We start from the raw sequence: 25,928 nt of genomic DNA, 5'->3' as shown, positions 1-25,928 counted from the left end.
CGTTGACTCAGCAAACGAGAGGGCATCCCATGGCTGAGCACGGACTGTCACGACGCGGACTCCTGAGCGGCGCTGCCGCGGGCGGAGCGATCCTCGCGATCGGGGGACTCGGCGAGGCCGCCGAGGCGGCGACGACCTCCGGAAGCCTGCCGACGAGCGTCGACGTCGTGGTTGTGGGCGGCGGCCTGTCGGGCCTCGTCGCGGCGCGCAAGCTGGTCAAGAGCGGCAAGAAGGTCCTGGTGCTCGAGGCGCGCAACCGCGTCGGCGGCCGGCTGCTCAACCACACGCTCACGAACGGCTCTGTCATCGAGTCCGGTGGCGCGTTCGTCGGCCCGACGCAGGACCACGTGCTCGCGCTCGCCAAGGAGCTGAACGTCGCGACGTTCAAGGAATACATCACCGGCAGGAACGTGTACGTCAGCGCCGGCGGCAACACCATGAAGTACACCGGCACGGTCCCGCCCGACCCGCTGATCCTCGCCGACGCCCTGCTGCTGCAGCTGCGGATCGACGAGATGTCGACGCAGGTCCCGGTCGACGCGCCCTGGACCGCCAAGCGGGCAGCCGAGTGGGACAACATGACGGTCGACACCTGGATCCGGCAGAACACCGTGGTGCCCACGGTCCGGGAGGTCCTCAAGGCGTACTTCCAGTCGGCCTTCGGCGTGGACGCGGAGGGCATCTCACTGCTGTTCCTGCTCTGGTACATCGCCACGGCCGGCAACGAGACCAACCCCGGCACGTTCGAGCGTTCGTCCGGAACGCCCGACGCGGCGCAGGACTCGAGGTTCGTCGGCGGCTCGGGCCTGCTGCCGCTGCGAGTCGCCTCGGCCCTGGGCTCGCGCGTGGCCCTGAACGCACCCGTCCGCAAGATCAAGCAGACCAGCACCGGCGTCACGGTCGTCAGCGATCGCGGCACGGTCACGGCCAAGCGGGTCATCGTGGCCGTCCCGCCGCCGCTCGTGCTGGGCATTGACTGGTCGCCGCTGCTCCCACCGCGACGCCTCCAGCTGATGCAGCGGATGCCGATGGGCACGCTGATGAAGGTCGACGCGGTGTATGCCACGCCGTTCTGGCGCGCCAAGGGCCTGTCGGGCTCTGGCGTGCTCAACAGCGGCGTGGTGCGCACGGTGTTCGACAACTGCCCGGCCGACGCCAAGGTCGGCGTGCTGCTCGCGTTCGTCGGTGGCTCGTCGTGGCAGCAGTGCGCCATGCTGCCGCTGGCCGAGCGCCGCAAGCTCGTGCTTGAGGGCTTCGCCAAGGTGGTCGGACCCGAGGCGCTCAACCCCATCGAGTACGTCGAGCACGACTGGACGCATGAGCGCTGGACGATGGGCAGCCCCGTCGCCACGGTCCAGCCCGGTGCCACTGTCGCGTACGGCTCGACGATCCGCGAACCGCACGGGCGCGTGCACTGGGCCGGCACGGAGACCTCGACGTACTGGGCGGGCTACATGGACGGTGCCGTACGAGCGGGGGAGCGCGCTGCGGCCGAGGTCGCCAAGCTCGTCTAGGCGATTGGCACGGTGAGCACGAACGTGCCGGCGGGGTTGTCCGACGTCGGCGCCTCGTAGAACGCGTCGCCGCCGGAGGCCCGGGCCAGCTCGCGGACGATGAACAGCCCCAGACCGGTGCCGCGTACGTTGTCGCCGGTCGCGAACCGTTCGAACAGCCGGGGCAGCACGTCGGTGTCCACCCCCGCGCCCGAGTCACTGACGCGGATGTGTGCCAGACCGTCCGACGCCGCCACCTCGAGGTGCACGGGGGCGGTGCCGTGCGAGATGGCGTTGCCGATCAGGTTGTCGATCGCCTGGCCGAAGCGGCTCGGGTCGACCATGACCTCCAGGTCGGGAAGCTCCCCGACGCGGATGTCGACGTCCTTGCGCGAAGCGCGGGCCCCGTCGACGGCGGTCTCGACAAGTGAGGCGATCGAGGCACGCTCAGGGCGCAGGTTGAGCGCGTCGGAGTCGAGCTTCGACGCGGTGAGGAGGTCGTTGAGGAGCCGGCCGAGGCGCTCGGCGCTCGACGACATGCCGGCCAGCAGGCCTATGCGTTCGTGCTCGCCGAGATCGGCCCAATGGCGTGAGAGCGTGTCGGCAGAGCCGCGCAGCACGGCTGCAGGAGTGCGCAGCTCGTGCGCCGTCACGGCGAGGAACTGGGTCTGGTCGGCGGCAGCCTGCCGGAGCCGTTCGTTGAGCGCCTCGAGGGACTCGTTGATCTGCTCGCGCTCCTTCTCGGCCATCCGCTGCTCGGTGCGATCGCGGGTGACCTTGGCGAAGCCGACGTGATCGCCGACGTCGTTGAAGACCGCCGTGATCACGACGTTGGACCAGTAGCGGGTGCCGTCCTTGCGAACCCGCCAGCCTTCTTCCTCGTAGCGTCCGGTGCTCAGCGCGATCTCGAGCTCGTTCTCGGGATGCCGCTCGGCCTGGCTCTCGGGCAGGTAGAAGATCCGGAAGTGCTGGCCGATGATCTCGCGGCTCGGGTAGCCGGTGCTGCGTTGCGCCCCTGTGTTCCAGCTCATGACGTGGCCCTCGGGGTCGAGCATGAAGATCGCGTAGTCGCTCACCGCTTCGACCAGCAGCCGGAAGCGCTCCTCACTCTGTCGCAGCGCCTCCTGCGACTCCCGAGTCGTCGTGATGTCGCGGGTGACCTTGGCGAAGCCCAGGTGCTGGCCGGAGTCGTCGAACACCGCGGTGATGACGACGTGCGCCCAGAACGTCGAGCCGTCCTTGCGGACGCGCCAGCCCTCCTCGGAGTAGTGGCCGTCGGCGAGCGCCCGCTCGAGCTCGTACTCCGGGTGCCTGGCCTCCTGCAGCTCGCGCGGGTAGAACGTACGGAAGTGCCGCCCGATGATCTCCTCGGCGCGATAGCCCTCGCTGCGCTGCGCCCCCGGGTTCCAGCTCACCACGAGGCCTTCGGGCGAGAGCATGAAGATCGCGTACTCCTCGACCGCGTCGACGAGGAGTCGGAAGCGCTCTTCGCTGAGCCGCAGGCGTTCCTCCGCGGCTCGCTGGGCCGTGACGTCCTGGACCTGGAGGAACAGGTAGAGCGGCGCGCCGGCCTCGTCGCGGATCGCGGCGATCGAGGCCTGGACGTGCCGCGGCTGGCTGGTCCCGCTCACCTCGTGCTCCAGGTGCACCAGGTCCGCGGCGCCGAGCACGATCTCGTCGAGCGCTGTGCTCAGGTGGTCGCCGCGGCCGGAGGTGAGGGTGGCGTAGTCGACTCCGACGAGATCCTCGTGCTTGCGGAGCAGGATCGTGCCGAGCGCGCGGTTGGCCCGCACGATGCTGCCGGTCAACGTCATCGTCGCCATGCCGATGGCGGCCTGCTCGAAGACCTCGCGGAACCGTTCGAGGTGCTCGTCGAGCACGCTCTGGTCGTCGTGGGCGTGGTCCTGGTCGGCACTCACCTGGTCGTCGACCGGGTCGGGTACGACCTCCAGCCGCCGCTCCGAGGGTGCCGAGGGTGCCGAGGCAGGGGTGCCGCTGAGGATCGCGTGCAGGCGGTGCGCCATCTGCTCGATCGGTACCGACTTCTCGAGGAACGCGGCCGCGCCCAGCTCCAGGGCACGATCGGCCAGACCGTTGCTCTCGAAGCCGGTGTAGATGACGACACGGGTCTGGGGAGACACCGTGAGGATGCCGTGCAGCGCGTCGAGCCCGTCCATCGACGGCATCGAGAGGTCGAGCAGCAGCAGGTCGGGCTGGTGGCGGTGCGCCAGCCCGATGGCCTCGACACCGTTGGCGCCGTCGCCGACCACCGTGAGCAGGCCGGAAAGCCTGAACTGGGTCTTGAGGAGCTCGCGTACCCCAGCAGAGTCGTCGATGAGAACGACTGTCGCAGTGGTGTTCCCCATGGTCGCAACTATGGCCCCCGCTGCCACATTTCGCGACCGCTGCGACCACCTCTCTCCACCGAGTCGCACTGCCATAGGGTGGGACCAAGCAGTACGCGCCATCCGTAGGGCGCGTCATACCGAACAGAGGTCACGCATGTCCGACATCCAGATCGTCCTGAACGGCGAGGCACGAGCTGTCGAGACGGGCACCAAGGCGTGGCAGCTGTTCGCCGATGCGCCCGACATCATCGCGGCCCGCGTCGGCGGTGACCTCAAGGACCTCGCCTACGAGCTGAGCGCCGGCGACGAGGTCGAAGGCGTCGCGATCGACACCGCGGACGGCCGCGACATTCTGCGCCACTCGACCGCGCACGTCATGGCGCAGGCGGTCCAGGAGCTCTTCCCCGAGGCCAAGCTCGGCATCGGCCCGCCGATCACCGACGGCTTCTACTACGACTTCGACGTGCCCGAGCCGTTCGTGCCCGAGGACCTCGACAAGATCGAGTCCCGCATGCGCAAGATCGTCAAGGAGGGGCAGAAGTTCGACCGCCGCGAGATCTCCGACGACGATGCCCGGGCCGAGCTCGCCGACGAGCCCTACAAGCTCGAGCTCATCGGCCTCAAGTCCAGCGCCGGTGACGCGGCCGAGGGCGCCAGCGTGGAGGTCGGCGCCGGCGGACTGACGATCTACGACAACCTGAAGCGTGACGGGTCGCTGGCGTGGAAGGACCTGTGCCGCGGCCCGCACCTGCCGACCACCAAGCGCATCCCCGCGTTCAAGCTCATGCGCAGCGCTGCTGCCTACTGGCGCGGCGACGAGAAGAACAAGCAGCTGCAGCGCATCTACGGCACCGCCTGGGAGACCAAGGAAGCCTTGGATGCCCATTTGCACCGCATCGAGGAGGCGCAGCGCCGCGACCACCGCCGGCTCGGCACCGAGCTCGACCTCTACAGCTTCCCCGACGAGATCGGCTCGGGCCTGCCGGTGTTCCACCCCAAGGGTGGTGTGATCAAGCGCGAGATGGAGGACTACGTCCGTCAGCGCCACATCGAGGAGGGCTTCGAGTACGTCGGCACGCCGCACCTCGCCAAGGAGGAGCTGTTCTACACCTCCGGCCACCTGCCCTACTACGGCGAGGGCATGTTCCCCGCGCTCGACGTCGACGGCAACGACTACCGGCTCAAGGCCATGAACTGCCCGATGCACAACCTGATCTTCCGCTCGCGCGGCCGGTCCTACCGTGAGCTGCCGCTGCGGCTGTTCGAGTTCGGGCACGTCTACCGCCACGAGAAGTCGGGCGTGATCCACGGGCTGACTCGCGTACGCGGCTTCGCCCAGGACGACTCGCACTCCTATGTCACTCCTGAGCAGGCGCCCGACGAGATCCGCCACCTGCTCGACTTCATGTTGAGCCTGCTGCGTGACTTCGGCATGCCCGACTACTACCTGGAGCTGTCGACCCGCGACGACTCCAAGCCCGACAAGTTCATCGGCTCCGACGAGGACTGGGCGATCGCGACCAAGGTCCTCGAGGACGTCTGCATCGACAGCGGTCTCGAGCTCGTGCCCGACCCCGGCGGTGCCGCCTACTACGGCCCCAAGGTCTCGGTGCAGGCCCGCGACGCGATCGGTCGCACCTGGCAGCTCGGCACGATCCAGTACGACTTCAACCAGCCGTCGCCGGAGCGCTTCAACCTCGAGTACGTCGCCGCCGACGGCTCGCGCCAGCAGCCCGTGATGATCCACTCGGCCAAGTTCGGCTCGATCGAGCGGTTCATGGGTGTCCTCGTCGAGCACTACGCCGGCGCGTTCCCTCCGTGGCTCGCGCCCGTGCAGGTCGTCGGCATCCCGGTCGCGGAGCGGCACGTCGACTACCTCTACGAGCTCGCGGCCACGCTCAAGGCCCAGGGCATCCGCGTCGAGGTCGACGACTCCGACGAGCGCATGCAGAAGAAGATCCGCAACGCGCAGACCCAGAAGGTCCCGTTCATGGTCATCGCCGGTGACAACGACATCGAGGCCGGTGCCGTGTCATTCCGTTACCGCAGCGGCGAGCAGGAGAACGGCATCGCGCTCGACGACGCCGTCGCCCGCATCGTCGAGGCGGTCAGCACGCGAGTGCAGGTGTGACCGAGGTGGACGAGGGCCAGCAGGACGGCGTGGGGGAGCCCGACGCGTTCGAACGGTTGTGGACGCCGCACCGGATCGTCTACATCAAGGGTGAGGGCAAGCCCACGACCGCCGACGAGGCCGACTGCCCGTTCTGCCGCATCCCGCAGATGGACGACGTCGAAGGGCTCATCGTGCATCGCGGCGAGCACGCGTACGCCGTGCTCAACCTCTACCCCTACAACGCCGGACACCTGCTGGTGTGCCCCTATCGCCATGTGGCGGACTACACCGACCTGACCGACGACGAGACGCTCGAGGTCGCCGAGCTGACCAAGACGGCGATGCGCACGATGCGCGAGGTCACCAGCCCGCAGGGCTTCAACCTCGGCATGAACCAGGGCAACATCGCCGGCGCCGGCATCGCGGCCCACCTGCACCAGCACGTCGTGCCCCGCTGGGGCGGCGACTCGAACTTCCTGCCCGTGATCGGCCAGACCAAGACCATGCCACAGCTGCTGGGCGACACCCGCGAGATGCTCGCGGCCGCCTGGCCCAAGGAGTAACCCATGCTCGAACGCTTCCGCCAGTTCTGGACCAACGTCTGGGCGCCGCTCGGCGACCTGTTGCTGCGCCTTGGCGTCAAGCCCGACTGGGTCACGTGGGTCGGCACGATCGGCGTCTGCTCCGGCGCGCTGATCTTCTTCCCGCGTGGCGAGTTCTTCATCGGCGTCCTGGTCGTCACGGCGTTCGTCTTCAGCGACATCATCGACGGCTACATGGCCCGCAAGTCCGGTCAGTCGTCGAAGTGGGGCGCGTTCCTCGACTCGACGCTCGACCGGTTCGGCGACGCCGCGGTCTTCGGCGGGCTCCTGCTCTACTACACGACCTCGGACGCCGAGGCCGACCTCGGTGATCCTCGGATCTACCTCTACCTCAGCCTCGCGTGCCTCGTCCTCGGGGCGGTGACCTCGTACGAGCGGGCCCGCGCCGAGAGCCTGGGTATGACCGCCAAGGTGGGCATCGCCGAGCGCTCGGACCGGCTCGTCGCGATCCTCGTGATGACGGGCTTCTCAGGCCTGTTCGACGCCCCGTTCCTGCGCGAGATCACGCTGTGGGCACTTGCGGCCGCGAGTGCGGTCACCGTCGTGCAGCGCATGGTGACCGTGCACCGGCAGGCCGTCGCCGATCCGGGCCTCGACAGCTGATCGCGCAAAAGTTGTAAGACCGGGGTCGCTCGCGACTCCTACTGGTGACCCGACCGCCAGGAGAAGAGAGTGACCGATGTCGCGCGTTCGCCGTACGGCCCTGCGATTCTTCGTAGGATGCCAGCGTGAGCGAGCCGATCAGTCCCACGGACGCCGAGCTCGTCGCGGGGGTGCTGGCTGCCGACCGCGACGCGTTCGCCGCGGTCTACGACCGCTACGGCACCAAGCTCTACGACTTCGCCTACTCGATGCTGCGGCACCGCGAGGACGCAGCGGACGCCGTGGCGGACTCCTTCGTCCTCGTCGCGGAACGGCTCAGCCAGCTGCGCGATCCGGAGCGACTGCGGCCGTGGTTGTACGCCATCGTGCGCAGCGAGTGCCTGCGCAAGCTGCGGGCGCGCAAGCGTGTCGCGTACGGCGGCGAGGAGCAGCTGGTTCAGATGGCTGACGACGCCCTCACCCCGGACCAGGAGGCGGAGCGCGCCGCGATGCAGAAGATCGTGTGGGACGCCTCCGCCGGCCTCGCCGACCGCGATCGCGCCCTCCTCGACCTGCACCTTCGGCAGGGCCTCGAGGGCGCTGAGCTCGGCGAGGCGATGGGCGTCTCGGCCTCCAACGCGTACGTCATGCTCAATCGCCTGCGCGCCCAGGTCGACCGCTCGCTCGGTGCGCTCCTGATCGCCCGCCTGGGCCGCGACGACTGCGAGGACCTCGACGACCTGCTGGCCGACTGGGACGGCACGTTCTCACCGCTGATCCGCAAGCGGGTCTCGCGTCACGTCGACGACTGCGACGTGTGCTCGCAGCGCCGCAAGAAGATCCTGAGCCCCTGGATGCTGCTGGCCTCCGTGCCGATCTTCGCGGCCCCACTGACGCTGCGTGACCGCGTCGTGAGCGATCCGCAGCTCGTGGCCTACACCACCCCGACCGGCGAGCCGCTCTCCGTCACTCCTGCGCTGGCCCCGCGTCGACGGCCCAAGGCCGCGGTCACGGCTGCCGCCGCAGCGATCGTCATCATCCTGACCGGCGTAGCCGCGCTGTTCTGGGCCGGCGATGATGACGACCCCTCGCCCAAGGGTGACATCGTGGCGACGTCTCCCACCGACACGCCCTCGGCCGCGCCGACGGCGGAGGCCGGGCCGACCACGACCCCCACGCCGAAGCCGACCAAGGCCACGCCCAAGGCGCCCGGCAACCTCACGGTGTCGACCACCTCGATCGCGCTCGGTCGCAGCGGCAGCAGCTCCACGATCACCCTCACGAACACCGGCGGGCTGCCGGTCGACTACCAGCTGTCGTCCAACGCCGCCTGGCTGTCGGCATCGCCGTCGACCGGACGCGTCGCCGCAGGCACGTCGACCCGCGTCGCCGTACGCGCCGACCGCGGCGACATCGGCGAGGGGAAGTCGTCGGGCCGCCTCAGCGTCTCGTGGGGCACGGGCACCGCGACCGTGAACGTGACGGTCGTCGAGGAGAACAAACCCGTCGTCGGGCGTCCCAGCCTCGGGTCCAGCTCGACCTGCACGAGCAATCCCGTACGGGTCAGCGTCTCCGACGAGAGCGGCATCTCCTCCGTCGTGCTGCGCTGGACCGGATCTGGCGGTGCGAAATCGGGCAGCACGTCGATGTCTCGCTCCGGATCCGTCTGGCGGGCCGACATGGGCGAGTTCTCGCCCGGCGGCAAGGTGACGATGCGGGTGACCGCCACCGACAAGCGTGGCAACACCGCTACGGGCTCGTCGCGCACGGTCACCGTCAACCCTTGCCCGGGCTGAGGCTCGACCGGCAAAAGTTGTAAGAACCGGGACCGCCCGGTGCTCCCACTCGTGTAGGCACACGAGACCCGGAGGCACCTGGCATGAACCGCATCGTCCGTACGACCCTTGTCACCGCAGTCGCAGCGGCGGCCCTTGGAGGGCTCGCCGGCTCCGGCCGCACCCAACCCGAGGCCCGCGCGCCTGAAACGGTGCCGACCCAGGCAGCGCCACCTCCGCCGCCGGTGTCCGTACGCCATGAAGCCCGGCCCGTCGGCCGACCGACGCACCTGACGATTCCCGCGATCAAGGTCGACGAACGCCTGCACGGCGTCGGCCTCAAGGCGAACGGGGCCATGGAGACGCCGGACTTCGGTGACGCCGGGTGGTACGACCTGGGTCCCCGGCCCGGCGCACCCGGTCCGGCCGTCCTCGTCGCCCACGTCCACGGGCCGGCCGGTGATGACGTGTTCGCGCGGCTGCACGAGCTTGCGCCGGGGGACCGGGTGACGGTCACGCGTACGGATGGCAGGTCGACGTTCGTCGTCGAGTCCGTGGAGCAGGCAGGCAAGGACCGGCTGCCGTACAAGCGCATCTGGAACGAGACGGACCGCCCCGTGCTGCGGCTCATCACGTGCGGCGGCACGCCTGATCCGGTGACCCGGATGTATCCCGACAACACCATCGTCTTCGCCCGACTCGCGCCCTGACCTGCGGATCTGTCCGCTGTCGGACACCCTACGAAAAAAACTTCCAGAAAAGTTGCAAGGACTCCCAGGGGGTCGTGCTCCTACATCCGAGCAAGCAACACCACTGACCACCACACATCAGCAGCACCACCAACCACCAGGAGAATGACATGAACAGCACCATCCGCAACCTGATCGTCGCCGCCCCGCTGGCCACCGCCGCACTCACGATGGTTCCGGCCGCCGCCATGGCGACCGAGCCCGGCCCGGTCATCATCGTCCCGCCCCACACGGACCCCCAGCCCGATCTCGACATCAAGGCCCCGGCGCCGAAGCCGACCCCGCCCAAGGGCCCGGCCGATCTCAGTGACGCGCCCAAGCCGGACAAGCCGAAGGGCCCGGGCGACTTCAGCGATGCGCCCAAGCCGGACAAGCCGAAGGGCCCGGGCGACTTCAGCGACGCGCCCAAGCCCCACGGCCCCAAGGGCCCCGGCGACTTCACCAACCCCGCGCCCTGCCCGACGCACGGTGTCGACTGCACGCCCGGCAAGGACGGCGACGAGCCGAACGACGGCGGCAACGGCGGCGGCGAGTCGAAGAACTCGGTCGACGACGTCGTGGACACCCGCGACACCGTCGAGCTGCCGAACCGCATCGACGCGGGCCTCGCGTCGGAGCAGCAGGACGGCGGCCTCGACCTCGCCTGGCTGTTCGCCGGCGGCCTCGCCGTGACCGCAACGGGTGCCGCGTTCGCGGTGCGCAAGCGTACGGGCGGCAACGCCTGACCCGCAGACCGAAGAGCCTCGCACCGTCCAGGGGTGCGGGGCTCTTCGCTGTCGTTCCAGACCCCGACGAGAGCGTGACACTCGCTATGTGACATCGTCGTTGACACATACCCTCGGTATGGCGCATGCTGGCGATAGAACCGACGACGAGGAGCTCCCAGATGTCCCAGACGCTCGACCACGTGGACGACCTGCCCGACATCCCGGTGGACGTGACGCCCGAGCAGTACGCCGACATCCTCGAGGGGCTGTCGCAGGCGTCGGTCGACCGGCACTTCGACGCATTCATCGACGTGCCGTGGAGCGACCCGGACTTCGAGGTGCATCACGACGACCCACGCTGGGTCCTGCCTGCCGACGTGGACCCGCTGGGCGCCCACCCGTGGTACCAGTCGCAGTCCCTGGCCCGGCAGATCGAGATCGGGCAGTGGCGCCAGGCCAACATCCTCAAGGTCGGCCTGCAGTTCGAGAACATCCTGATCCGCGGCATCATGCAGTACGTCTTCACGCTGCCCAACGGCTCCCCGGAGTACCGCTACCTCACGCACGAGGCGACGGAGGAGTGCCACCACACGCAGATGTTCCAGCAGACCGTCAACCGCATCGGCGTCGACGTCGCCGGCATGCCGTGGCTCATGCGCAAGGTCGCCGGCATCCTGCCCTGGGCCGGTTCCGCGGTGCCGTTCGCGTTCTTCATCGGCGTGCTGGCCGGCGAGGAGCCGATCGACCACACCCAGAAGGGCATCCTGCGCAGCGGCAAGGACCTGCCGCCCGTGCTCTCGCGCATCATGGAGATCCACATCGCCGAGGAGGCGCGGCACATCTCGTTCGCGCACCACTACATCCGCCGCAACGCCCCGCGGCTCGGCCGCATCGAGAAGTTCATCATCTCGCTGCTGTTCCCGGTCATCATGCGGGTCCTGTGCGACGTGATCATGGTGCCCTCCAAGGCGTTCCGCAAGGAGTTCGGCATCCCGCGTAAGGTCATGAAGGACCTCTACTGGAAGGCGCCGGAGTCCCGCGAGCGCCTCCAGGACCTGTTCGGCGACGTACGCATGCTGGCCGAGCAGTCGGGACTGCGCAAGAACCGCGTCGCCCGCTGGATGTGGAAGCTGTGCCGCATCGACGGCCGCCCGTCGCGCTACCGCAGCGAGCCGCCCGTCGCGTTCTCTCAGGGCTGACGACGTGGCACATGTCGTCACCCAGGCGTGCTGCGGCGACGCCTCGTGCGTCTTCGCCTGCCCGGTCAACGCGATCCATCCGACGCCCGACGAGGCCGACTTCGGCCTGGCCGAGATGCTGTACGTCGACCCGGTCTCCTGCGTCGACTGCGGCGCCTGCGTCAGCGCGTGCCCGGTCGGCGCGATCGTCCCGGACACCAAGCTGCTGGAGCCGCAGCTGCCGTTCGTCGACGTCAACGCGTTGTTCCACGCTGCCGAGCGGGACTACCCGGTGCAGGCGCCGGTGGCACCGGTCCTCGCCCAGGACCCGCAGCGTGGTCGCCTGCGGGTCGCGATCGTCGGGTCCGGGCCGGCAGCGCTCTACGCCGCCGACGAGCTGCTGAAGCGCCCAGACGTCGAGGTCAGGGTCATCGACCGGCTCCCCACGCCGTACGGTCTGGTCCGCGCGGGAGTCGCCCCCGACCACCAGCACACCAAGGCGATCGACGAGCTGTTCCGCCAGATCGAGGACCAGCCCGGATTCTCGTACGTCCTCGACGTCGAGGTCGGCGCCGACGTCACGCACGACGAGCTCCTCGAGCACCATCACGCCGTCCTCTACGCCACGGGCGCGTCGCAGGACCGGACGCTCGGCATCCCGGGGGAGCGGCTGCCCGGCAGCGGGACGGCCACCGACTTCGTCGCCTGGTACAACGGCCACCCGGACCACGCCGACGACGTCTTCGACCTGAGCAGCGATCGGGCCGTCATCGTCGGCAACGGCAACGTCGCCCTCGACGTCGCCCGCATCCTCGCCACGCACCCAGCCCGGCTGGCCTCCACGGACATCGCCGATCATGCCCTTGCGGCTCTGCGGAGCAGCGCGGTCCGGGAGGTCGTCCTGCTCGGCCGGCGAGGAGCCGCCGAGGCGGCGTTCACGCTGCCGGAGCTGCTGGGCCTGCTCAGCCGCGACGACATCGACATCGTCGTCGAGGGTGCCGACCTGACCCAGCCGGTCGAGGACGTGATGGTCGGCCAGAAGCTGTCTGCCCTGCGCGCCGCGGCGGCCCGCCCGCACCGCGACGGCAACCGTCGCATCGTGTTCCGCTTCACCAGCTCGCCCGTCGAGATCGTGGGCGACGAGCACGTCACGGGCGTACGCGTCTCCCGCAACGAGCTCGCGACCGACGGCGGTGTCGTACGCGCCGTGCCGACCTCCGACATCTCGACGATCACGACCGGGCTCGTGCTGCGCTCGATCGGCTACCGGGGCGTGCCGGTCGCCGGTGTCCCGTTCGACGAGGAGCAGGGGGTCATGCCCAACACCGGAGGGCGCGTGTCCGGGGCTCAGCGGACGTACGCGGTGGGGTGGATCAAGCGTGGGCCCACGGGCTTCATCGGCACCAACAAGACGTGCGCCCAGGAGACCGTCGAGCACGTGATCGCCGACTTCAACGCCGGGCTGCTCGACGAGTCGTTACGCGATGGGTTCGACGCCCTCGTACGGTCGCGCGTACCGGATCGGGTCGACGCCATGGGCTGGCGGGCCATCGATCGCGCCGAGCGGTTGGCCGGTGCGCGACAGGGTCGTCCGAGGCGCAAGCTCACCCACGTCGGCGACCTGCTGGAGGCCGCGGCCAGCGCGCCGACCGAACGGCGCAGGTGGCGTGATCTGGCCCGTCGTCGCAGCGCGCGTCCGACTGTTGTCCGCCGCGTGGGGGCGAGCTCGTCCCGAGTAGACTGAGGGTGATCATCCGGGCACATCAAAGGACACAGCAGTGAGCAACGAGGCAACCGTCGGTACGTCGCGGGTCAAGCGCGGCATGGCAGAGATGCTCAAGGGCGGCGTCATCATGGACGTCGTCAACGCCGAGCAGGCCAAGATCGCCGAGGACGCCGGTGCTGTCGCCGTGATGGCGCTCGAGCGCGTGCCCGCCGACATCCGTTCGCAGGGCGGCGTCGCCCGCATGAGCGACCCCGACCTGATCGACGGCATCATCGAGGCCGTCTCGATCCCGGTGATGGCCAAGGCCCGCATCGGCCACTTCGTCGAGGCGCAGGTGCTGCAGTCGCTCGGCGTCGACTACATCGATGAGTCCGAGGTGCTGACCCCGGCCGACTACGCCAACCACATCGACAAGTGGCAGTTCACCGTGCCGTTCGTGTGCGGCGCGACCAACCTTGGCGAGGCGCTGCGGCGCCTGACCGAGGGAGCGGCCATGATCCGTTCAAAGGGCGAGGCCGGCACGGGTGACGTGTCCAACGCGACGACGCACATGCGTCAGATCCGCGCGCAGATCCGTCGCCTCGGCTCACTGTCCGAGGACGAGCTCTACGTCGCGGCCAAGGAGCTGCAGGCGCCCTACGAGCTGGTCAAGGAAGTTGCCGAGAACGGCAAGCTCCCCGTCGTGCTGTTCACCGCCGGTGGCATCGCCACTCCGGCCGACGCGGCGATGATGATGCAGCTCGGCGCCGAAGGCGTGTTCGTGGGCTCGGGCATCTTCAAGTCCGGCAACCCGGCCCAGCGTGCCGAGGCGATCGTCAAGGCCACGACGTTCTTCGACGACCCCGACGTGATCGCCAAGGTCTCGCGCGGTCTCGGCGAGGCCATGGTCGGCATCAACGTCGACGACATCCCCGAGCCCCACCGACTGGCCGAGCGCGGTTGGTAGGAGCCGCGCGGCTCGCAAGCTCGCCGTTCCAGCGGCTCGTACCTCGCCGCTGCCGTGCTCCGCACGGGCGGCTCTCCTCGCTTCGCTCGTCGCTATGGTCGCGTAGGCCCTCTCCTCGCTTCGCTCGTCGCTATGGCCGGGTGAGTGGCTGACTCAGATTGACGCAACAATCCGCGAAGCATCGAAACGGTCAGGACCATGCGGTCCTGGCCGTTTCTGGTTGTGCTGGCCTCTAGTCAGTTCGAGTCATCTTTCGCCGATCGGCTGCCGGGTGGTGCCCCGACGAGGCACGCTCGTCGTGGGAGATCGACTGCGCGACCCCTCTGGTCGCGCAGTGATGAAAGAGGGAGCAACTCATGAAGAGGTCTACGAAGGGTGCCCTGGCGGCGTCCGCTGCTGGAATCTTGCTGGTCGGCGGGGCTGGATCGCTCGCTTTCTGGAACGACAACGTCAGCGTGCCGGGTGGCGCGATCGCCGCCGGCGAGCTGAAGCTGTCGACGCCTGACTGCGGCGCCGGATGGCTGCTGGACGACGGGGAAGACCCGCTGAACGATCCGTACCAGCCGGGCGACAAGGTCGTCCCGGGCGATGTCATCACCAAGGTCTGCACCTTCGACATCACGGCGACGGGCGATCACCTGCGCGCGACGCTCGGCGTCACCGGCGGAGGATTCGCAGCCACGAACGCCCTGACGGACGATCTCGACGTCGCCGCGACCTACCAGATCGACGGCGTCGACATCCCGGCCGAGATCACCGAGGCCAACGGGGGAGACACCGTCACCGCGACGATCTCCGTCACGTTCGACTCGGCGTCCCTCAACGCGACGCAGACGTTGTCGGCGACGCTCAACGCGGTGACGATCACGGCCCAGCAGGATCACAGCTGATCTGATCCGGTCCGCTCCAGGGGCGGGCCGGCTCGGGGATTCAAAATGTCGACACATCGCAACGAACGACGGGCGAGGGGATGGCTGATCCAGGCCATCTCCTGGTCCGTCATGTCCGCCTTCCTGCTGGTGCTGGTCGTCTCGGTGCTGGTGCCGCGACTCGCGGGCGCCACGCCGTACACGATCCTCACCAGCTCGATGGAGCCCGGCATGCCGCCTGGCACCTTGGTGGTGGTCAAGCCGATCGACGCCTCGGACGTCGCGATCGGCACGGTCGTCACCTATCAGCTGGAGTCCGGCGAGCGAGATGTCGTCACGCACCGGGTCGTCGGCATCGGCTTCGACGGACACGGTGAGCGCATCTTCCGCACCCAGGGCGACGCGAACGACTCGCCCGATCCCGAGGCGGTCAGGCCGGTGCAGGTCAAGGGCGCGCGGTGGTACGCCGTGCCGTACCTCGGCCGCATGACGAACGTGTTCACGACGGCCCAACGGCAGACCGCCGTGGTGATCGTCGCTGTCGGCCTGCTCGGGTACGCCGTCGCGATGTTCACGGCGGCGGCGCGGACGCGAGGCCGCAAGGAAGGCACCCATGTCCAGTCATAGAGGCACCACCCGTCGGCGTCTGCCGTCCGTGCGCGTCCGCGCACTGCTGAGCCTCGGCGTCGCCCTGGGCATCGGCTCGGTGGGCACGTTCGCGTCATGGACCGATGGCGTGCCGATCAGCGGGACCACGTTCACGGCGGGCACGCTCGACCTCCAGGTCAACGACGTCGACTCGTACGCCACGACGACGTTGAGCATGAGCGCCATGGTGCCGGGCACGACGTCGGCGGAGGTCCTGACGGTCAAGAACTTCGGGACCGCTCCGGCGAAGTACACGCTGACCGGCGGCCTCACCGGCACCTATGCGCCGGACTACAGCACCGCGGCCGCGAACGGGCTGCTGTTGACGGTGCGCCTCGGCGGCAGCAAGTCTGGTGCCACGTGCACCGGCGGCTCCGCGCTGGTGACCGACCAGCCGCTGACCAGCACCACGACGACCACGATCCTCGCCAAGCGGCCGAGCACGGCGCTGACCGCGTCGGGCGGCAACGAGGTCCTGTGCTTCCAGGTCAAGCTCTCGGACACCGCTCCGAGCAGCCTGCAGGGCAAGGCGGCCACGGCGACGTTCACCGCAACCGGCACCTCGGACATCTCATGACCCGGCGCCGACTCGTCCGTGGCGCCCGGGAGACCGCGTTGACGACTGGCGCGATCCTCGGAGTCGTGTGCCTCATTGCGACTCTCGCGGGGTGGGCGCTCGGCATCACCCCGCTGGTGTTCCGCTCGGGCTCGATGTCGCCGGCGATCCATACCGGCGACCTCGCCGTCGCGCGTACGGTCGACGCCGGCTCGTTGAAGGTCGGCGACGTCGTGTCGGTCCTCGACGCCGACGGCCACCGGGTGACCCATCGCCTGCGCGGCATGTCCGCCGACGGTGATGCCCGGCAGCTGACCCTGCAGGGCGATGCCAACGACTCCGCGGATGCCGAGGTCTACACGGTGACGCGCGCCGAACGGGTGCTCTTCGACATCCCGAAGGCTGGATATGTCGTCAGCGCCGCCTCGGGTCGGGGCGGACTGTTCGTGCTCGGCGCCTACGTCACCGGGATGCTGGTGCTGGCATTCCGTCGCCGCCCGCCTGACGATCGGCTCAGGCCGGACCGACCCGCGCGTGGGGGAGCGCGCAAGGCAGATCGCAGGACGAGGGTCGCGGCCCGTGCGGCCGTGGTCGCGGTCGCCGGTGCCACCTTGGCCGTGGCGGCTCCGGCGTCCGCGGCGTTCTGGACGAACCCGGCACCCGTCACGGGCACGACCCTGACGGCGTCCACCGTGCCCGCACCGGCAACGTTCACGTGCGGGGGACTCGGAGTGCTCTCGGTGACGTTCAACTGGGCCGCGGTCACCGGCGCGACCGACTACACCTTGCACTACGGAACGGGCGGGGTGACGACGAAGACCGTGGCCGGGACATCGACCAGCATCACCTCGGCGATCAGCGGGGGTACGGCGTGGGTCGTGGCCAACCGCAGCTTCGGCTCGACGACGTGGAGCTCGGTCGCCTCGAACACCCGGAGCTACACCGTCGCCGTCGTCAGCCTCTGCAGCTGACGGGGCGACAGGTCACGGACCGGCGCCGATAGAGTCTTCGGCGGGTGGGAGACCCGAAGGGACGCGATGCCGCACGTGGGACGACGCAGAGCCAGGTCCGGTCCACGGACCGGTGGCTTCTGGCGAACGACCCTGCTCAACGTGGGGGCGGCGCTCGGAGTGGTCTGCCTGCTCGCGGCCGGTCTCGGAGCCGTCCTGGGCGTCAAGCCCATCGCGTTCCGCTCCGACTCCATGGCACCGGCCATCTCCTCGGGCGATCTCGCGCTGGCCAGGAGCGTCTCGGCCGGTGACGTCGGCAAGGGGGACATCGTGAGCGTGTCCGACCGGCAGGGATCCCGGGTCACGCACCGCGTCGTCCAGGTCGAGCCGTACGGCAGCAGCATCCGGCTGACGCTCAAGGCGGACGACAGCGCCGCGCCCGACGCCGAGACCTACGACGTGACGCACGTCGATCGCGTCTTCGCCTCGGTTCCGCTCCTGGGACATGTCGCCGGGGCCGCCGGCGGACTCGTGGTGATCGGCATCGGTGGCGTGTTCGTGGCCTGCCTGGCCGTCGTCGTGTTCGTCCCGCGGCGAAGGATCGGCGGCACGCGCCGCGCGACCGAATGACGATGAAGTCGTGATTTTGCCCTGACACCGCGTATGATTCGTGGTGATCGTCGCGCTGAAGTATGGGAGTGCTTCGCATGGCGCGGCGATGAACAGAGGGAGCACGACCCCTGCACGGACGCTCTGCGTCCCAGACGTGCTTGCCTCCGTCGAACCCGATCGGGAGGGATATCCGAGAGGGAGCGGCGGCGGTGGCGTATCCCCTGGAGATTCGTCTCTCACGCCACCGCCGTCGTCCGACGGACGGTGAAGGTGGCCTGCCATCCCAACGAGCCGAATGTCTAGTCCTTAAGAGCCATTTCGGTTCCCGCGCAGTGTCCTGGTCGTCCACGTCTCGTTTGAGGGTCATAACAAACGCGTGACCGTTCGGGTCGCGCTGACCCGGATGGGACTCCCACATGAAGAAATCCACCAAGGGCGCACTTGCGGCCGCCGCCGCAGGGACGCTGCTTCTCGGCGGTGCCGGATCGCTGGCCTTCTGGAACGCCACGGCCACGGTCGACGGATCGTCCGTCAACTCCGGTTCGCTGTCGTTGACCGGCGCCGACTGCTCGAACTGGGTGCTGGACAGCGGCGAGGAGCCGCAAGGCGGCGACCTCGCCGTCGGCATCGTGCCGGGCGACCAGCTCACCAAGACCTGCACGTACACGATCACCGCGACGGGTGACCACCTCCACGCCACGCTCGGTGCGTCCGGAGGCGGCAAGAGCGGCGACCTCGCTGCTGCGGTCACCGTCACACCGTCGTTCGATGTCAACGGCAGCTCGGTCACCGAGATCACGGATGACAACGACGGCGACACGCTGACGGCCAAGATCGTGCTCGACTTCCCGTATGGCACGGGCGTCGACAACGACACGCAGGGCGACACCGTGAACCTGAGCGACTACGTCGTGACGGCCACCCAGGTCCACAACTGATCGACACGTAGGTATCCCTCCCTGGCAGGGGTGCCGGCCCGAGCCGGCACCCCAACGCCACGGACACCACGACACGATGCGAAGCGGGGAAGCATGAAGAGCGCAGCCGGATGGATCGGCCAGGTCGTCTCCTGGTTCGTCATCTTCGCGATGCTTGCTGTCCTCGCCGTGTGTGTCCTGATCCCGAGGCTCGGCGGTGCAACGCCGTACACGATCCTGACGGGCTCGATGAAATCGTCCTTGCCGCCCGGAACGCTCGTCGTCGTGAAGCCCACGTCGCCGGACGAGATCAACATCGGAGACGTCATCACCTTCCAGATCGAGACCGGCAAGCCGGCCGTCGCCTCGCACCGGGTCATCGGCAAGACCGTGGCTGCCGACGGCAGCGCGCGCCTGATCACCAAGGGCGACGACAATGACGCGGCCGACTCCGACCTCGTACGGCCCGAACAGATCCGCGGCAAGCTCTGGTACTCCGTCCCGGTCCTGGGCCGGGCCAACACGCTGCTCGACAAGTCCCAGCACCAGACCTTGGTCGTCTCGGCCGGTGGCGCACTGATCGTCTACGCCGCATTCATGCTGGTCTCGGCCGCCACTGAGACCCGCCCGCCCCGTGCCTCGCGCCGCAAGACGGAGGTCGCCGCATGAAGCGCCTCATGGCCCTAGCGCTCGCCATCGGCATCGTGCTCATCGGCGGTCCGGCCTCCGCCGCCAACGAGATCGGGCTCAGCCGCAACGGCGTCACGTTCACCTCCTCGCTCAGCGGCTCGTTGTTCGATCCCGCGTTCGTCTGGGTGCCGGGTGACGTCGAGTCCGAGACGTTCTACGTACGCAACCAGGGCGGCGACACGGCTCGACTGACGGTCGACATCCTCGGCAAGCAGGTCAGCGAGCTGATCGAGTCGGGCGACCTGCACGTGACCGCCACCAGCGGCAGCCAGGCCACGACCATCTCCAGCACCGGTGATCACCGGCTCCTGACCGTCCCGGACGTCCAGCCCGAACAGATCGTCCCGGTCAAGATCACCGTCGCGTTCGACGAGGCATCGACCAACGAGACGCAGCTGCTCTCGAGCGACCTCGCCTTCCGCATCAACCTCAAGCAGACCTCGGCCGTCCTGGGCGAGGGCGAAGGCGACCAGGACGGCAACGGCCTGCTGCCGAACACGGGGGCCGCCGCCCCGCTCTGGCTTGCCGGACTCGCCGCCATCTGCATCGGCACCGGTATCGCACTCATCTCACGACGACGCACTCACACAGAGGGAGCCTCCCATGGCTAAGCACTCCACATCCCGACTCCGCCGTGCCGCGAGGGGACTGCGCTCGACGCCGGTCCGCGCGGTGCTCAGCCTCGGCGTCGTGTTCGGGCTCGGCGCCGTCGGCACCTTGGCGTACTGGGAGGACGCCGCGACCCTGACCGGCGGCAACTTCAAGGCCGGCAACCTCGACATCAAGCTGTCGGGAGAGGACAACAACCCTGCCACGTTCACCACGGACTTCACGATGCTCAACATGCAGCCCGGTGACAGCAAGGCGGCAAGCATCTCGGTCCAGAACGCCGGCTCCCTGGCCTTCACCTACACCGCGACCGGCACGGCACCAGGCACACTGAACGCCACCTTGGTCTTCCGGGTCGTCCCGGGCGGCACGGTGTCGGGTGGCACCTGCACGGGTGGCACCGAGACGTTCAACAACAAGCTGGGCACAGGCACGCCGGTCATCACGGCCAACCGGCCCCTGGCCGCGGGCGCGAATGAGTCGTTCTGCGTCAGTGCCTCGATCCCGACCAGCGCGACGACCGGGCAGGGCTTGTCGACCACGGCGTCGTTCGCGTTCACCGCGAAGCAGGTCGGAGCCCCGTAATGAAAGAGCCCAACATGCGGCTCGTCTACGTGCAGAATTCGGAGACCCGAGCCGAGCGCCGTCAGCGCCGTCGTCGTGCGGTGTTCTCGCTGCGCGCCGTTCGCGAGGTCGTGCTGACCGTCGGAGCGGTTCTGGGGGTCCTGTGCCTCCTGAGCGGGGTCGCGGCCATCGCGTTCCACATCAAGCCGATCGTGTTCGAGTCCGGATCGATGTCGCCTGCTGTGGACACCGGCGCGCTGGGCATCTCGCGCACGGTGCCGGCCAGCGACATCAAGGTCGGCGACGTCGTCACGGTCCTCACCGACAAGGGCGTGCGGGTGACTCACCGGGTCACCGACGTCAGCCACAACGGCAGCAAGGCGTCACTGGTGCTCAAGGGCGACGCCAACAACGTGCCCGACGACGACGTCTACGTCGTGAAGTCCGCGCCGCGCCTGATGTTCGACATCCCCAAGGCCGGCTACGTCGTGTCGTTCATCTCCGGCCCGATCGGCATCTTCGCCGGCGGCCTCCTGGTGGGCGTCGTCCTGCTGACGATCGTCCGACCGCGTACGCCGGGCTCGAAGAGCAAGGGTGGCGGTTCGCGCAAGGCATTCTCGGCGGCTGCGGTGATGATCATCGGCACCAGCGTCACCGGCGTCTTCAGCGGAGCCCAGACACAGGCGTACTACACCGACAGCGCCTCGGCCCTGTCGGGGACGTTCAGCCGCGCGGCTGCCGTCGTGATCACGGGCTGCACCACGAGCGGCAACAGTCTCACGATCACGTGGACGGCTCCGGTCAGCCCGACGACCTGGGAGTTCCGCTACGCCTACACGACACCGGCCGGTCAGACCGAGGTCGACTCGTTCGCCGGCTCGTTGCGCACCAGGACGTCGACGACGAACCTCAACAACAAGGCCGGCACCGTGACGCTGGTCGGCATCTTCCCGTCGCCGACAGGGGAGAAGACGTCGTTCACGTACGCGTTCTCGGGCAACGGCAGCAACCGCAACTGCACCCTGGTCCCGTAGGCGCCGATCTGGCCGCCGGTAGGCTCGTACGGTGGCTTCCCCATCGATCGGCGTGTTCGCGCTGCAGGGCGACGTGCGCGAGCACCTGCGCGTCCTGGACGACCTCGGCGTGCCGGCGTTCACCGTGCGCCGCCCCGAGGAGCTCGAGCGCTGCGACGCCCTCGTGCTGCCGGGCGGGGAGTCGACCACGATGTACAAGCTCGCGCGATCGTTCGACCTGTTCGAACCGTTGGCCGAACGCGTCCGCGGTGGCATGCCGGCCTTCGGCACCTGCGCCGGCATGATCATGCTGGCGGACCGCATCGAGGACGGGATCGCCGGCCAGGAGACGCTCGGCGGGCTCGACATCACGGTGCGACGCAACGCGTTCGGACGCCAGGTCGACTCGTTCGAAGGCGACATCGCGTTCGACGGGTTCGGCGAGCCCGTGCACGCCGTGTTCATCCGCGCACCCTGGGTCGAGACGCTCGGCCCCGAGGTGCAGACCCTCGCGACGATCCCTTCCGGCGAGGCCGCCGGTAGAATCGTGGCCGTTCGGCAGGGCAACCTGATGGCGACGTCGTTCCACCCCGAAGTCGGGAGCGACGACCGCATCCACCGTTACTTCGTCGACCTCGTCAAGCAGTCGTAGAAAGAAGGCACCCTCATGTCAGGCCACTCCAAGTGGGCGACGACCAAGCACAAGAAGGCCATCGTCGACGCCAAGCGCGGCAAGATGTTCGCCAAGATGGTCAAGAACATCGAGGTGGCCGCCCGGGTCGGCGGGCCTGACCCCGATGGCAACCCGACGCTCTACGACGCGATCCAGAAGGCCAAGAAGTCCTCGGTCCCCAAGGACCACATCGACCGTGCGATCAAGCGCGGCGGCGGCGTCGGCGACGACGCGGTCGACTACATCACGATCATGTACGAGGGCTACGCCCCCGGCGGCGTCGCGCTGCTGGTCGAGTGCCTCACCGACAACCGCAACCGCGCCGCGATGGAAGTGCGTACCGCGATGACCCGCAACGGCGGCACGATGGCCGATCCGGGCTCGGTGTCCTACATGTTCCACCGCAAGGGCGTCATCATGGTGCCCCAGGAGCAGGAGGGCGGGCCGACCAACGAGGACGACGTCCTGATGGCCGTGCTCGACGCAGGCGCCGAGGAGGTCAACGACCTCGACGGCTCGTTCGAGGTCATCTGCGAGGCGACCGACCTGGTGGCCGTACGCACGGCGCTGCAGGAGGCCGGGCTCGACTACGACTCGGCCGACGCGTCGTTCGTGCCCACGGTGACCGTCGAGGTCGACGTCGACGCGGCGACCAAGGTCATGCGTCTGATCGACGCGCTCGAGGACAGCGACGACGTGCAGAACGTGTTCGCCAACTTCGACGCCTCCGACGAGGTCATGGCACAGGTCCAGTAGCCCCGTGAAGGTCCAGGACCCGGACGGGCAGACCTGGCGGGTACGCCGTCGGTGGCTGCCGTGGCGCCGCAAGGTGCGCGACGTGCCTGATGTGCCCGACTTCGGTTCGTTCCCCGGCGGCGACGGTCCGATCAGTGCGATCCTGACCGTCATCCTCCTGGTGGTGCTGCTTCCCCTGGTCATCATGTTCGCGGTGATGCTGGCGGAGATCCTGCTGCTCCTGCTCCTCCTGCCGCTGTGGCTCGTCGTCCGTGCGCTGCTCGGCGGCAGCTGGCCCATCGAGGTGCTGCGCGGCCGCACGTACGTCCGCACGGAGTCCGTCAAGGGCTGGACCCCGTCCGGCGTACGCATGCACGACATCGCCGAGGCGATCCGCCTCGGCCGTCCCGGCGCGGCTGAGCCCCTCGGCGCGTCGCCCACAGGCTGAAGGGCACGCCGTCTAGGCTGTCGAACATGCGTTCGGTATGCGTGGTGCGGCCATGAGGGTTCTCGGCATCGATCCCGGGCTCACCCGGTGCGGCGTGGGGGTCGTGGACGGCTCCGTCGGCCGTGCCCTGACGATGGTGCACGTGGGCGTCTACCGCACGCCGGCCGACCTCGACACCGCCCGGCGCCTCCACCAGCTCGAGCAGGCGATCGAGGCCGGCATCCTCGAGCACCGACCCGACGTGGTCGCCGTCGAGCGCGTCTTCAGCCAGCACAACGTCCGCACCGTCATGGGCACCGCGCAGGCCAGCGGCATCGCGATGGTCGTGGCGGCCCGGCACGGCATCCCCGTGCAGCTCCACACACCGAGTGAGGTCAAGGCCGCGGTGACCGGCAGCGGACGCGCCGACAAGGCGCAGGTCACCCAGATGGTGACCCGCCTGCTGCGGCTCACCTCGGCCCCGACGCCCGCCGACGCCGCCGACGCCCTGGCGCTGGCGATCTGCCACATCTGGCGTGGGGGAGCGCAGACCCGCCTCCAGGCCGCCGTCGACAAGGCTGCGGTCCGATGATCGCTCACGTACGCGGCCCGGTCGCCGCCGTCACCCTGACCTCGGCCGTGATCGACGTCGGTGGCGTCGGCATGCAGGTCATGTGCACGCCGAGCACCATCGCGTCGCTGCGCATCGGGCACGAGGTGCAGCTGTCGACCTCGATGGTCGTGCGTGAGGACTCGCTGACGATCTTCGGCTTCGCCAGCACCGACGAGCGCGACATGTTCGAGCTCGTGCAGACCGCGAGCGGCGTGGGCCCCAAGGTCGCGCAGGCGATGCTCGCGGTGCTCGACCCCGACCGGCTGCGACAGGCGATCGGCCAGGGCGACCTCGCCACGCTGACCTCGGTGCCCGGCATCGGCCGCAAGGGCGCTGAGCGCATCGTCGTCGAGCTCAAGGACCGGGTCGGCGTCACGACGATCGCGGCCAGCGGAGCGCCCGCGTGGCGCGACCAGGTGCACGAGGCGTTGCTGGGCCTCGGCTGGTCGGCCCGCGACGCCGACGGGGCGCTGGAGCGGGTCGCCGCTGAGCTCGAGCCCGGTGCGACCCCCGACGTCTCCACGGTGCTGCGTGACGCCCTGCGCACCCTCTCGAAGGCCCGCTGATGGACGAGCGCGAGGAGTTCGAGGCGATCGTCGCCGAGGCCGGTCCTGAGGACCGTGCCTTCGAGGCGGCACTGCGCCCCCGCACGCTCGACGAGCTGATCGGCCAGGAGCGCGTGCGAGAGCAGCTCTCGTTGATGCTCGAGGCGGCCGTGGCTCGCGGTCGTACGCCCGACCACGTGCTGCTCTCGGGCCCTCCGGGGCTCGGCAAGACCACGATCGCCATGATCATCGCCCACCAGCTCTCCGCGCCGCTGCGCATCACCAGCGGGCCCGCGATCCAGCACGCCGGCGACCTCGCCGCGATCCTGTCGGGCGTCAACGAGGGCGACGTCCTGTTCATCGACGAGATCCACCGCATGTCCCGGCCCGCCGAGGAGCTGCTCTACATGGCGATGGAGGACTTCCGCGTCGACGTCATCGTGGGCAAGGGCCCGGGTGCCACCGCGATCCCGCTCGAGATCCCGCCCTTCACCGTCGTCGGCGCGACGACCCGCGCGGGGCTGCTGCCGAGCCCGCTGCGCGACCGCTTCGGGTTCACCGCCCAGCTCGACTACTACGGCGCCGACGAGCTGCACCGCATCGTCGACCGTTCGTCCGGCCTCCTCGACCTCGAGGTCACCGATGAGGGCGGCCGCGAGATCGCCTCCAGGTCGCGGGGCACACCACGCATCGCCAACCGCCTGCTGCGACGCGTCCGCGACTTCGCCGAGGTGCGTGCCGGGGGAGTCGTCGACCACACCGTTGCCCGCGACGCGCTGGCGCTCTACGAGGTCGACGAGCTCGGGCTCGACCGGCTCGACCGTGCGGTGCTCGAGGCCCTGTGCCGCAGCTTCGGTGGGGGACCGGTCGGCGTCTCGACGCTCGCAGTCGCCGTCGGCGAGGAGCGCGAGACGGTCGAGGAGCTGGCCGAGCCGTTCCTCGTACGTCTGGGGTTCCTCGCCCGCACGCCACGGGGACGCGTCGCCACGCCCGGTGCCTGGCGGCATTTGGGACTCCCTGTCCCCGCCGCGCTCGACCAATTGCCGCTCGACGACGACCCTCGGTGACCCGCAAGAGCATGAGCGAGCGCAGCGAGTGAAACGCGGACACCTCATGCCCATGCCGCCTTACCTTTGCTTCTTCGAGGGGGCATTGGCATGAGCCACGTCACGGACGCTCCGGCGAGGGGTTAAACTTCCCGAGGCTCCGGCGCTAGACTGCGCGGCGGCCCATGGCACTCAGCCGAGCCGTCCACAGGCGGCGGGCATCTCCGATCTCGTACGGGAGC

General features: G+C 69.1%; 27 protein-coding genes. 26 read left to right on the top strand and 1 reads right to left on the bottom strand.

What is annotated here, in order from left to right; genetic code table 11:
- The first annotated feature begins 29 nt into the window (after positions 1-29).
- A complete protein-coding gene (locus ASE12_RS03800) occupies positions 30-1,514 on the top strand; it encodes an FAD-dependent oxidoreductase (RefSeq protein WP_082582061.1) in 1,485 nt (494 codons plus the stop codon).
- Here the strand turns inward: ASE12_RS03800 and ASE12_RS03795 are convergent.
- Complete coding sequence (locus ASE12_RS03795; RefSeq protein ID WP_056397147.1) at positions 1,511-3,859, bottom strand: PAS domain S-box protein; 2,349 nt, start codon at positions 3,857-3,859, stop codon at positions 1,511-1,513. The genes ASE12_RS03800 and ASE12_RS03795 overlap by 4 nt on opposite strands.
- 136 nt (positions 3,860-3,995) lie before the next feature.
- Between ASE12_RS03795 and thrS the strand changes: the two genes are divergently transcribed.
- The 25 genes from thrS to ruvB all read left to right on the top strand — a co-directional run bounded on the left by thrS (position 3,996) and on the right by ruvB (position 25,707).
- Complete coding sequence (gene thrS, locus ASE12_RS03790; protein ID WP_056397144.1) at positions 3,996-5,972, top strand: threonine--tRNA ligase; 1,977 nt, start codon at positions 3,996-3,998, stop codon at positions 5,970-5,972.
- Positions 5,969-6,517 (top strand): HIT domain-containing protein, encoded by a 549-nt coding sequence (locus ASE12_RS03785; protein WP_056397143.1) that lies wholly within the window; start codon positions 5,969-5,971, stop codon positions 6,515-6,517. Before thrS ends, ASE12_RS03785 begins: the two co-directional genes overlap by 4 nt.
- 3 nt (positions 6,518-6,520) lie before the next feature.
- Positions 6,521-7,159, top strand: a complete 639-nt coding sequence (gene pgsA / locus ASE12_RS03780; protein ID WP_056397142.1) for a phosphatidylinositol phosphate synthase — start codon at positions 6,521-6,523, stop codon at positions 7,157-7,159.
- A 125-nt stretch (positions 7,160-7,284) separates the two neighbouring features.
- Positions 7,285-8,934: a sigma-70 family RNA polymerase sigma factor gene (locus tag ASE12_RS03775; RefSeq protein WP_056397140.1), complete on the top strand. Its 1,650-nt coding sequence runs from the start codon at positions 7,285-7,287 to the stop codon at positions 8,932-8,934.
- An 83-nt stretch (positions 8,935-9,017) separates the two neighbouring features.
- Positions 9,018-9,623, top strand: a complete 606-nt coding sequence (locus ASE12_RS03770; protein WP_056397137.1) for a sortase domain-bontaining protein — start codon at positions 9,018-9,020, stop codon at positions 9,621-9,623.
- A gap of 149 nt (positions 9,624-9,772) precedes the next feature.
- Positions 9,773-10,387: a hypothetical protein gene (locus tag ASE12_RS03765; RefSeq protein ID WP_056397133.1), complete on the top strand. Its 615-nt coding sequence runs from the start codon at positions 9,773-9,775 to the stop codon at positions 10,385-10,387.
- A 161-nt stretch (positions 10,388-10,548) separates the two neighbouring features.
- A complete protein-coding gene (locus ASE12_RS03760; protein ID WP_082582059.1) occupies positions 10,549-11,568 on the top strand; it encodes a diiron oxygenase in 1,020 nt (339 codons plus the stop codon).
- A gap of 4 nt (positions 11,569-11,572) precedes the next feature.
- Positions 11,573-13,291, top strand: coding sequence for an FAD-dependent oxidoreductase (locus tag ASE12_RS03755; RefSeq protein ID WP_082582058.1), 1,719 nt, complete (start codon positions 11,573-11,575; stop codon positions 13,289-13,291).
- A gap of 34 nt (positions 13,292-13,325) precedes the next feature.
- Positions 13,326-14,219, top strand: coding sequence for a pyridoxal 5'-phosphate synthase lyase subunit PdxS (gene pdxS / locus ASE12_RS03750; RefSeq protein ID WP_056397131.1), 894 nt, complete (start codon positions 13,326-13,328; stop codon positions 14,217-14,219).
- A 356-nt stretch (positions 14,220-14,575) separates the two neighbouring features.
- Positions 14,576-15,109 carry an alternate-type signal peptide domain-containing protein gene (locus tag ASE12_RS03745; RefSeq protein ID WP_082582057.1) on the top strand — a complete coding sequence of 178 codons (534 nt, stop codon included), beginning with the start codon at positions 14,576-14,578 and terminating at the stop codon, positions 15,107-15,109.
- Between the two features lie 45 nt (positions 15,110-15,154).
- Positions 15,155-15,715 carry a signal peptidase I gene (locus ASE12_RS03740; protein WP_056397127.1) on the top strand — a complete coding sequence of 187 codons (561 nt, stop codon included), beginning with the start codon at positions 15,155-15,157 and terminating at the stop codon, positions 15,713-15,715.
- A complete protein-coding gene (locus ASE12_RS03735; RefSeq protein WP_082582056.1) occupies positions 15,702-16,313 on the top strand; it encodes a SipW-dependent-type signal peptide-containing protein in 612 nt (203 codons plus the stop codon). The genes ASE12_RS03740 and ASE12_RS03735 overlap by 14 nt, the downstream gene beginning before the upstream one ends.
- Positions 16,310-17,263, top strand: a complete 954-nt coding sequence (locus tag ASE12_RS19650) for a signal peptidase I (protein WP_082582055.1) — start codon at positions 16,310-16,312, stop codon at positions 17,261-17,263. Before ASE12_RS03735 ends, ASE12_RS19650 begins: the two co-directional genes overlap by 4 nt.
- Before the next feature lie 75 nt (positions 17,264-17,338).
- A complete protein-coding gene (locus ASE12_RS03725) occupies positions 17,339-17,872 on the top strand; it encodes a signal peptidase I (protein WP_157412797.1) in 534 nt (177 codons plus the stop codon).
- 398 nt (positions 17,873-18,270) lie between these two features.
- The gene (locus ASE12_RS03720) at positions 18,271-18,792 is read left to right on the top strand and encodes an alternate-type signal peptide domain-containing protein (protein WP_056397118.1); all 522 of its coding nucleotides are present in this window, start codon (positions 18,271-18,273) and stop codon (positions 18,790-18,792) included.
- A 93-nt stretch (positions 18,793-18,885) separates the two neighbouring features.
- On the top strand, positions 18,886-19,440 hold the full coding sequence (locus ASE12_RS03715) for a signal peptidase I (RefSeq protein WP_056397114.1): 555 nt from the start codon (positions 18,886-18,888) through the stop codon (positions 19,438-19,440).
- Positions 19,437-20,072 carry an LPXTG cell wall anchor domain-containing protein gene (locus ASE12_RS03710; protein WP_056397111.1) on the top strand — a complete coding sequence of 212 codons (636 nt, stop codon included), beginning with the start codon at positions 19,437-19,439 and terminating at the stop codon, positions 20,070-20,072. Before ASE12_RS03715 ends, ASE12_RS03710 begins: the two co-directional genes overlap by 4 nt.
- The gene (locus ASE12_RS03705) at positions 20,065-20,655 is read left to right on the top strand and encodes a TasA family protein (protein ID WP_082582054.1); all 591 of its coding nucleotides are present in this window, start codon (positions 20,065-20,067) and stop codon (positions 20,653-20,655) included. Before ASE12_RS03710 ends, ASE12_RS03705 begins: the two co-directional genes overlap by 8 nt.
- Positions 20,655-21,668 (top strand): signal peptidase I, encoded by a 1,014-nt coding sequence (locus tag ASE12_RS03700; protein WP_082582053.1) that lies wholly within the window; start codon positions 20,655-20,657, stop codon positions 21,666-21,668. Before ASE12_RS03705 ends, ASE12_RS03700 begins: the two co-directional genes overlap by 1 nt.
- 31 nt (positions 21,669-21,699) lie before the next feature.
- Positions 21,700-22,299 carry a pyridoxal 5'-phosphate synthase glutaminase subunit PdxT gene (pdxT, locus tag ASE12_RS03695; RefSeq protein ID WP_056397101.1) on the top strand — a complete coding sequence of 200 codons (600 nt, stop codon included), beginning with the start codon at positions 21,700-21,702 and terminating at the stop codon, positions 22,297-22,299.
- A 15-nt stretch (positions 22,300-22,314) separates the two neighbouring features.
- Complete coding sequence (locus ASE12_RS03690; protein ID WP_056397098.1) at positions 22,315-23,076, top strand: YebC/PmpR family DNA-binding transcriptional regulator; 762 nt, start codon at positions 22,315-22,317, stop codon at positions 23,074-23,076.
- 4 nt (positions 23,077-23,080) lie between these two features.
- Positions 23,081-23,503 (top strand): hypothetical protein, encoded by a 423-nt coding sequence (locus tag ASE12_RS03685; protein WP_056397096.1) that lies wholly within the window; start codon positions 23,081-23,083, stop codon positions 23,501-23,503.
- A gap of 52 nt (positions 23,504-23,555) precedes the next feature.
- Positions 23,556-24,074, top strand: a complete 519-nt coding sequence (ruvC, locus tag ASE12_RS03680) for a crossover junction endodeoxyribonuclease RuvC (protein WP_056404504.1) — start codon at positions 23,556-23,558, stop codon at positions 24,072-24,074.
- On the top strand, positions 24,071-24,661 hold the full coding sequence (gene ruvA / locus ASE12_RS03675) for a Holliday junction branch migration protein RuvA (RefSeq protein ID WP_056397093.1): 591 nt from the start codon (positions 24,071-24,073) through the stop codon (positions 24,659-24,661). Before ruvC ends, ruvA begins: the two co-directional genes overlap by 4 nt.
- Entirely contained in the window at positions 24,661-25,707 is a 1,047-nt protein-coding gene (gene ruvB, locus ASE12_RS03670; RefSeq protein ID WP_056397090.1) for a Holliday junction branch migration DNA helicase RuvB, read from the top strand. The genes ruvA and ruvB overlap by 1 nt, the downstream gene beginning before the upstream one ends.
- The last annotated feature ends 221 nt before the right edge of the window (positions 25,708-25,928 follow it).

Source organism: Aeromicrobium sp. Root236 (assembly GCF_001428805.1).
Classification (GTDB): domain Bacteria; phylum Actinomycetota; class Actinomycetes; order Propionibacteriales; family Nocardioidaceae; genus Aeromicrobium.
The sequence above is the reverse complement of the archived record's forward strand: the minus strand, read 5'-3'. Positions and strand labels throughout refer to the sequence as shown.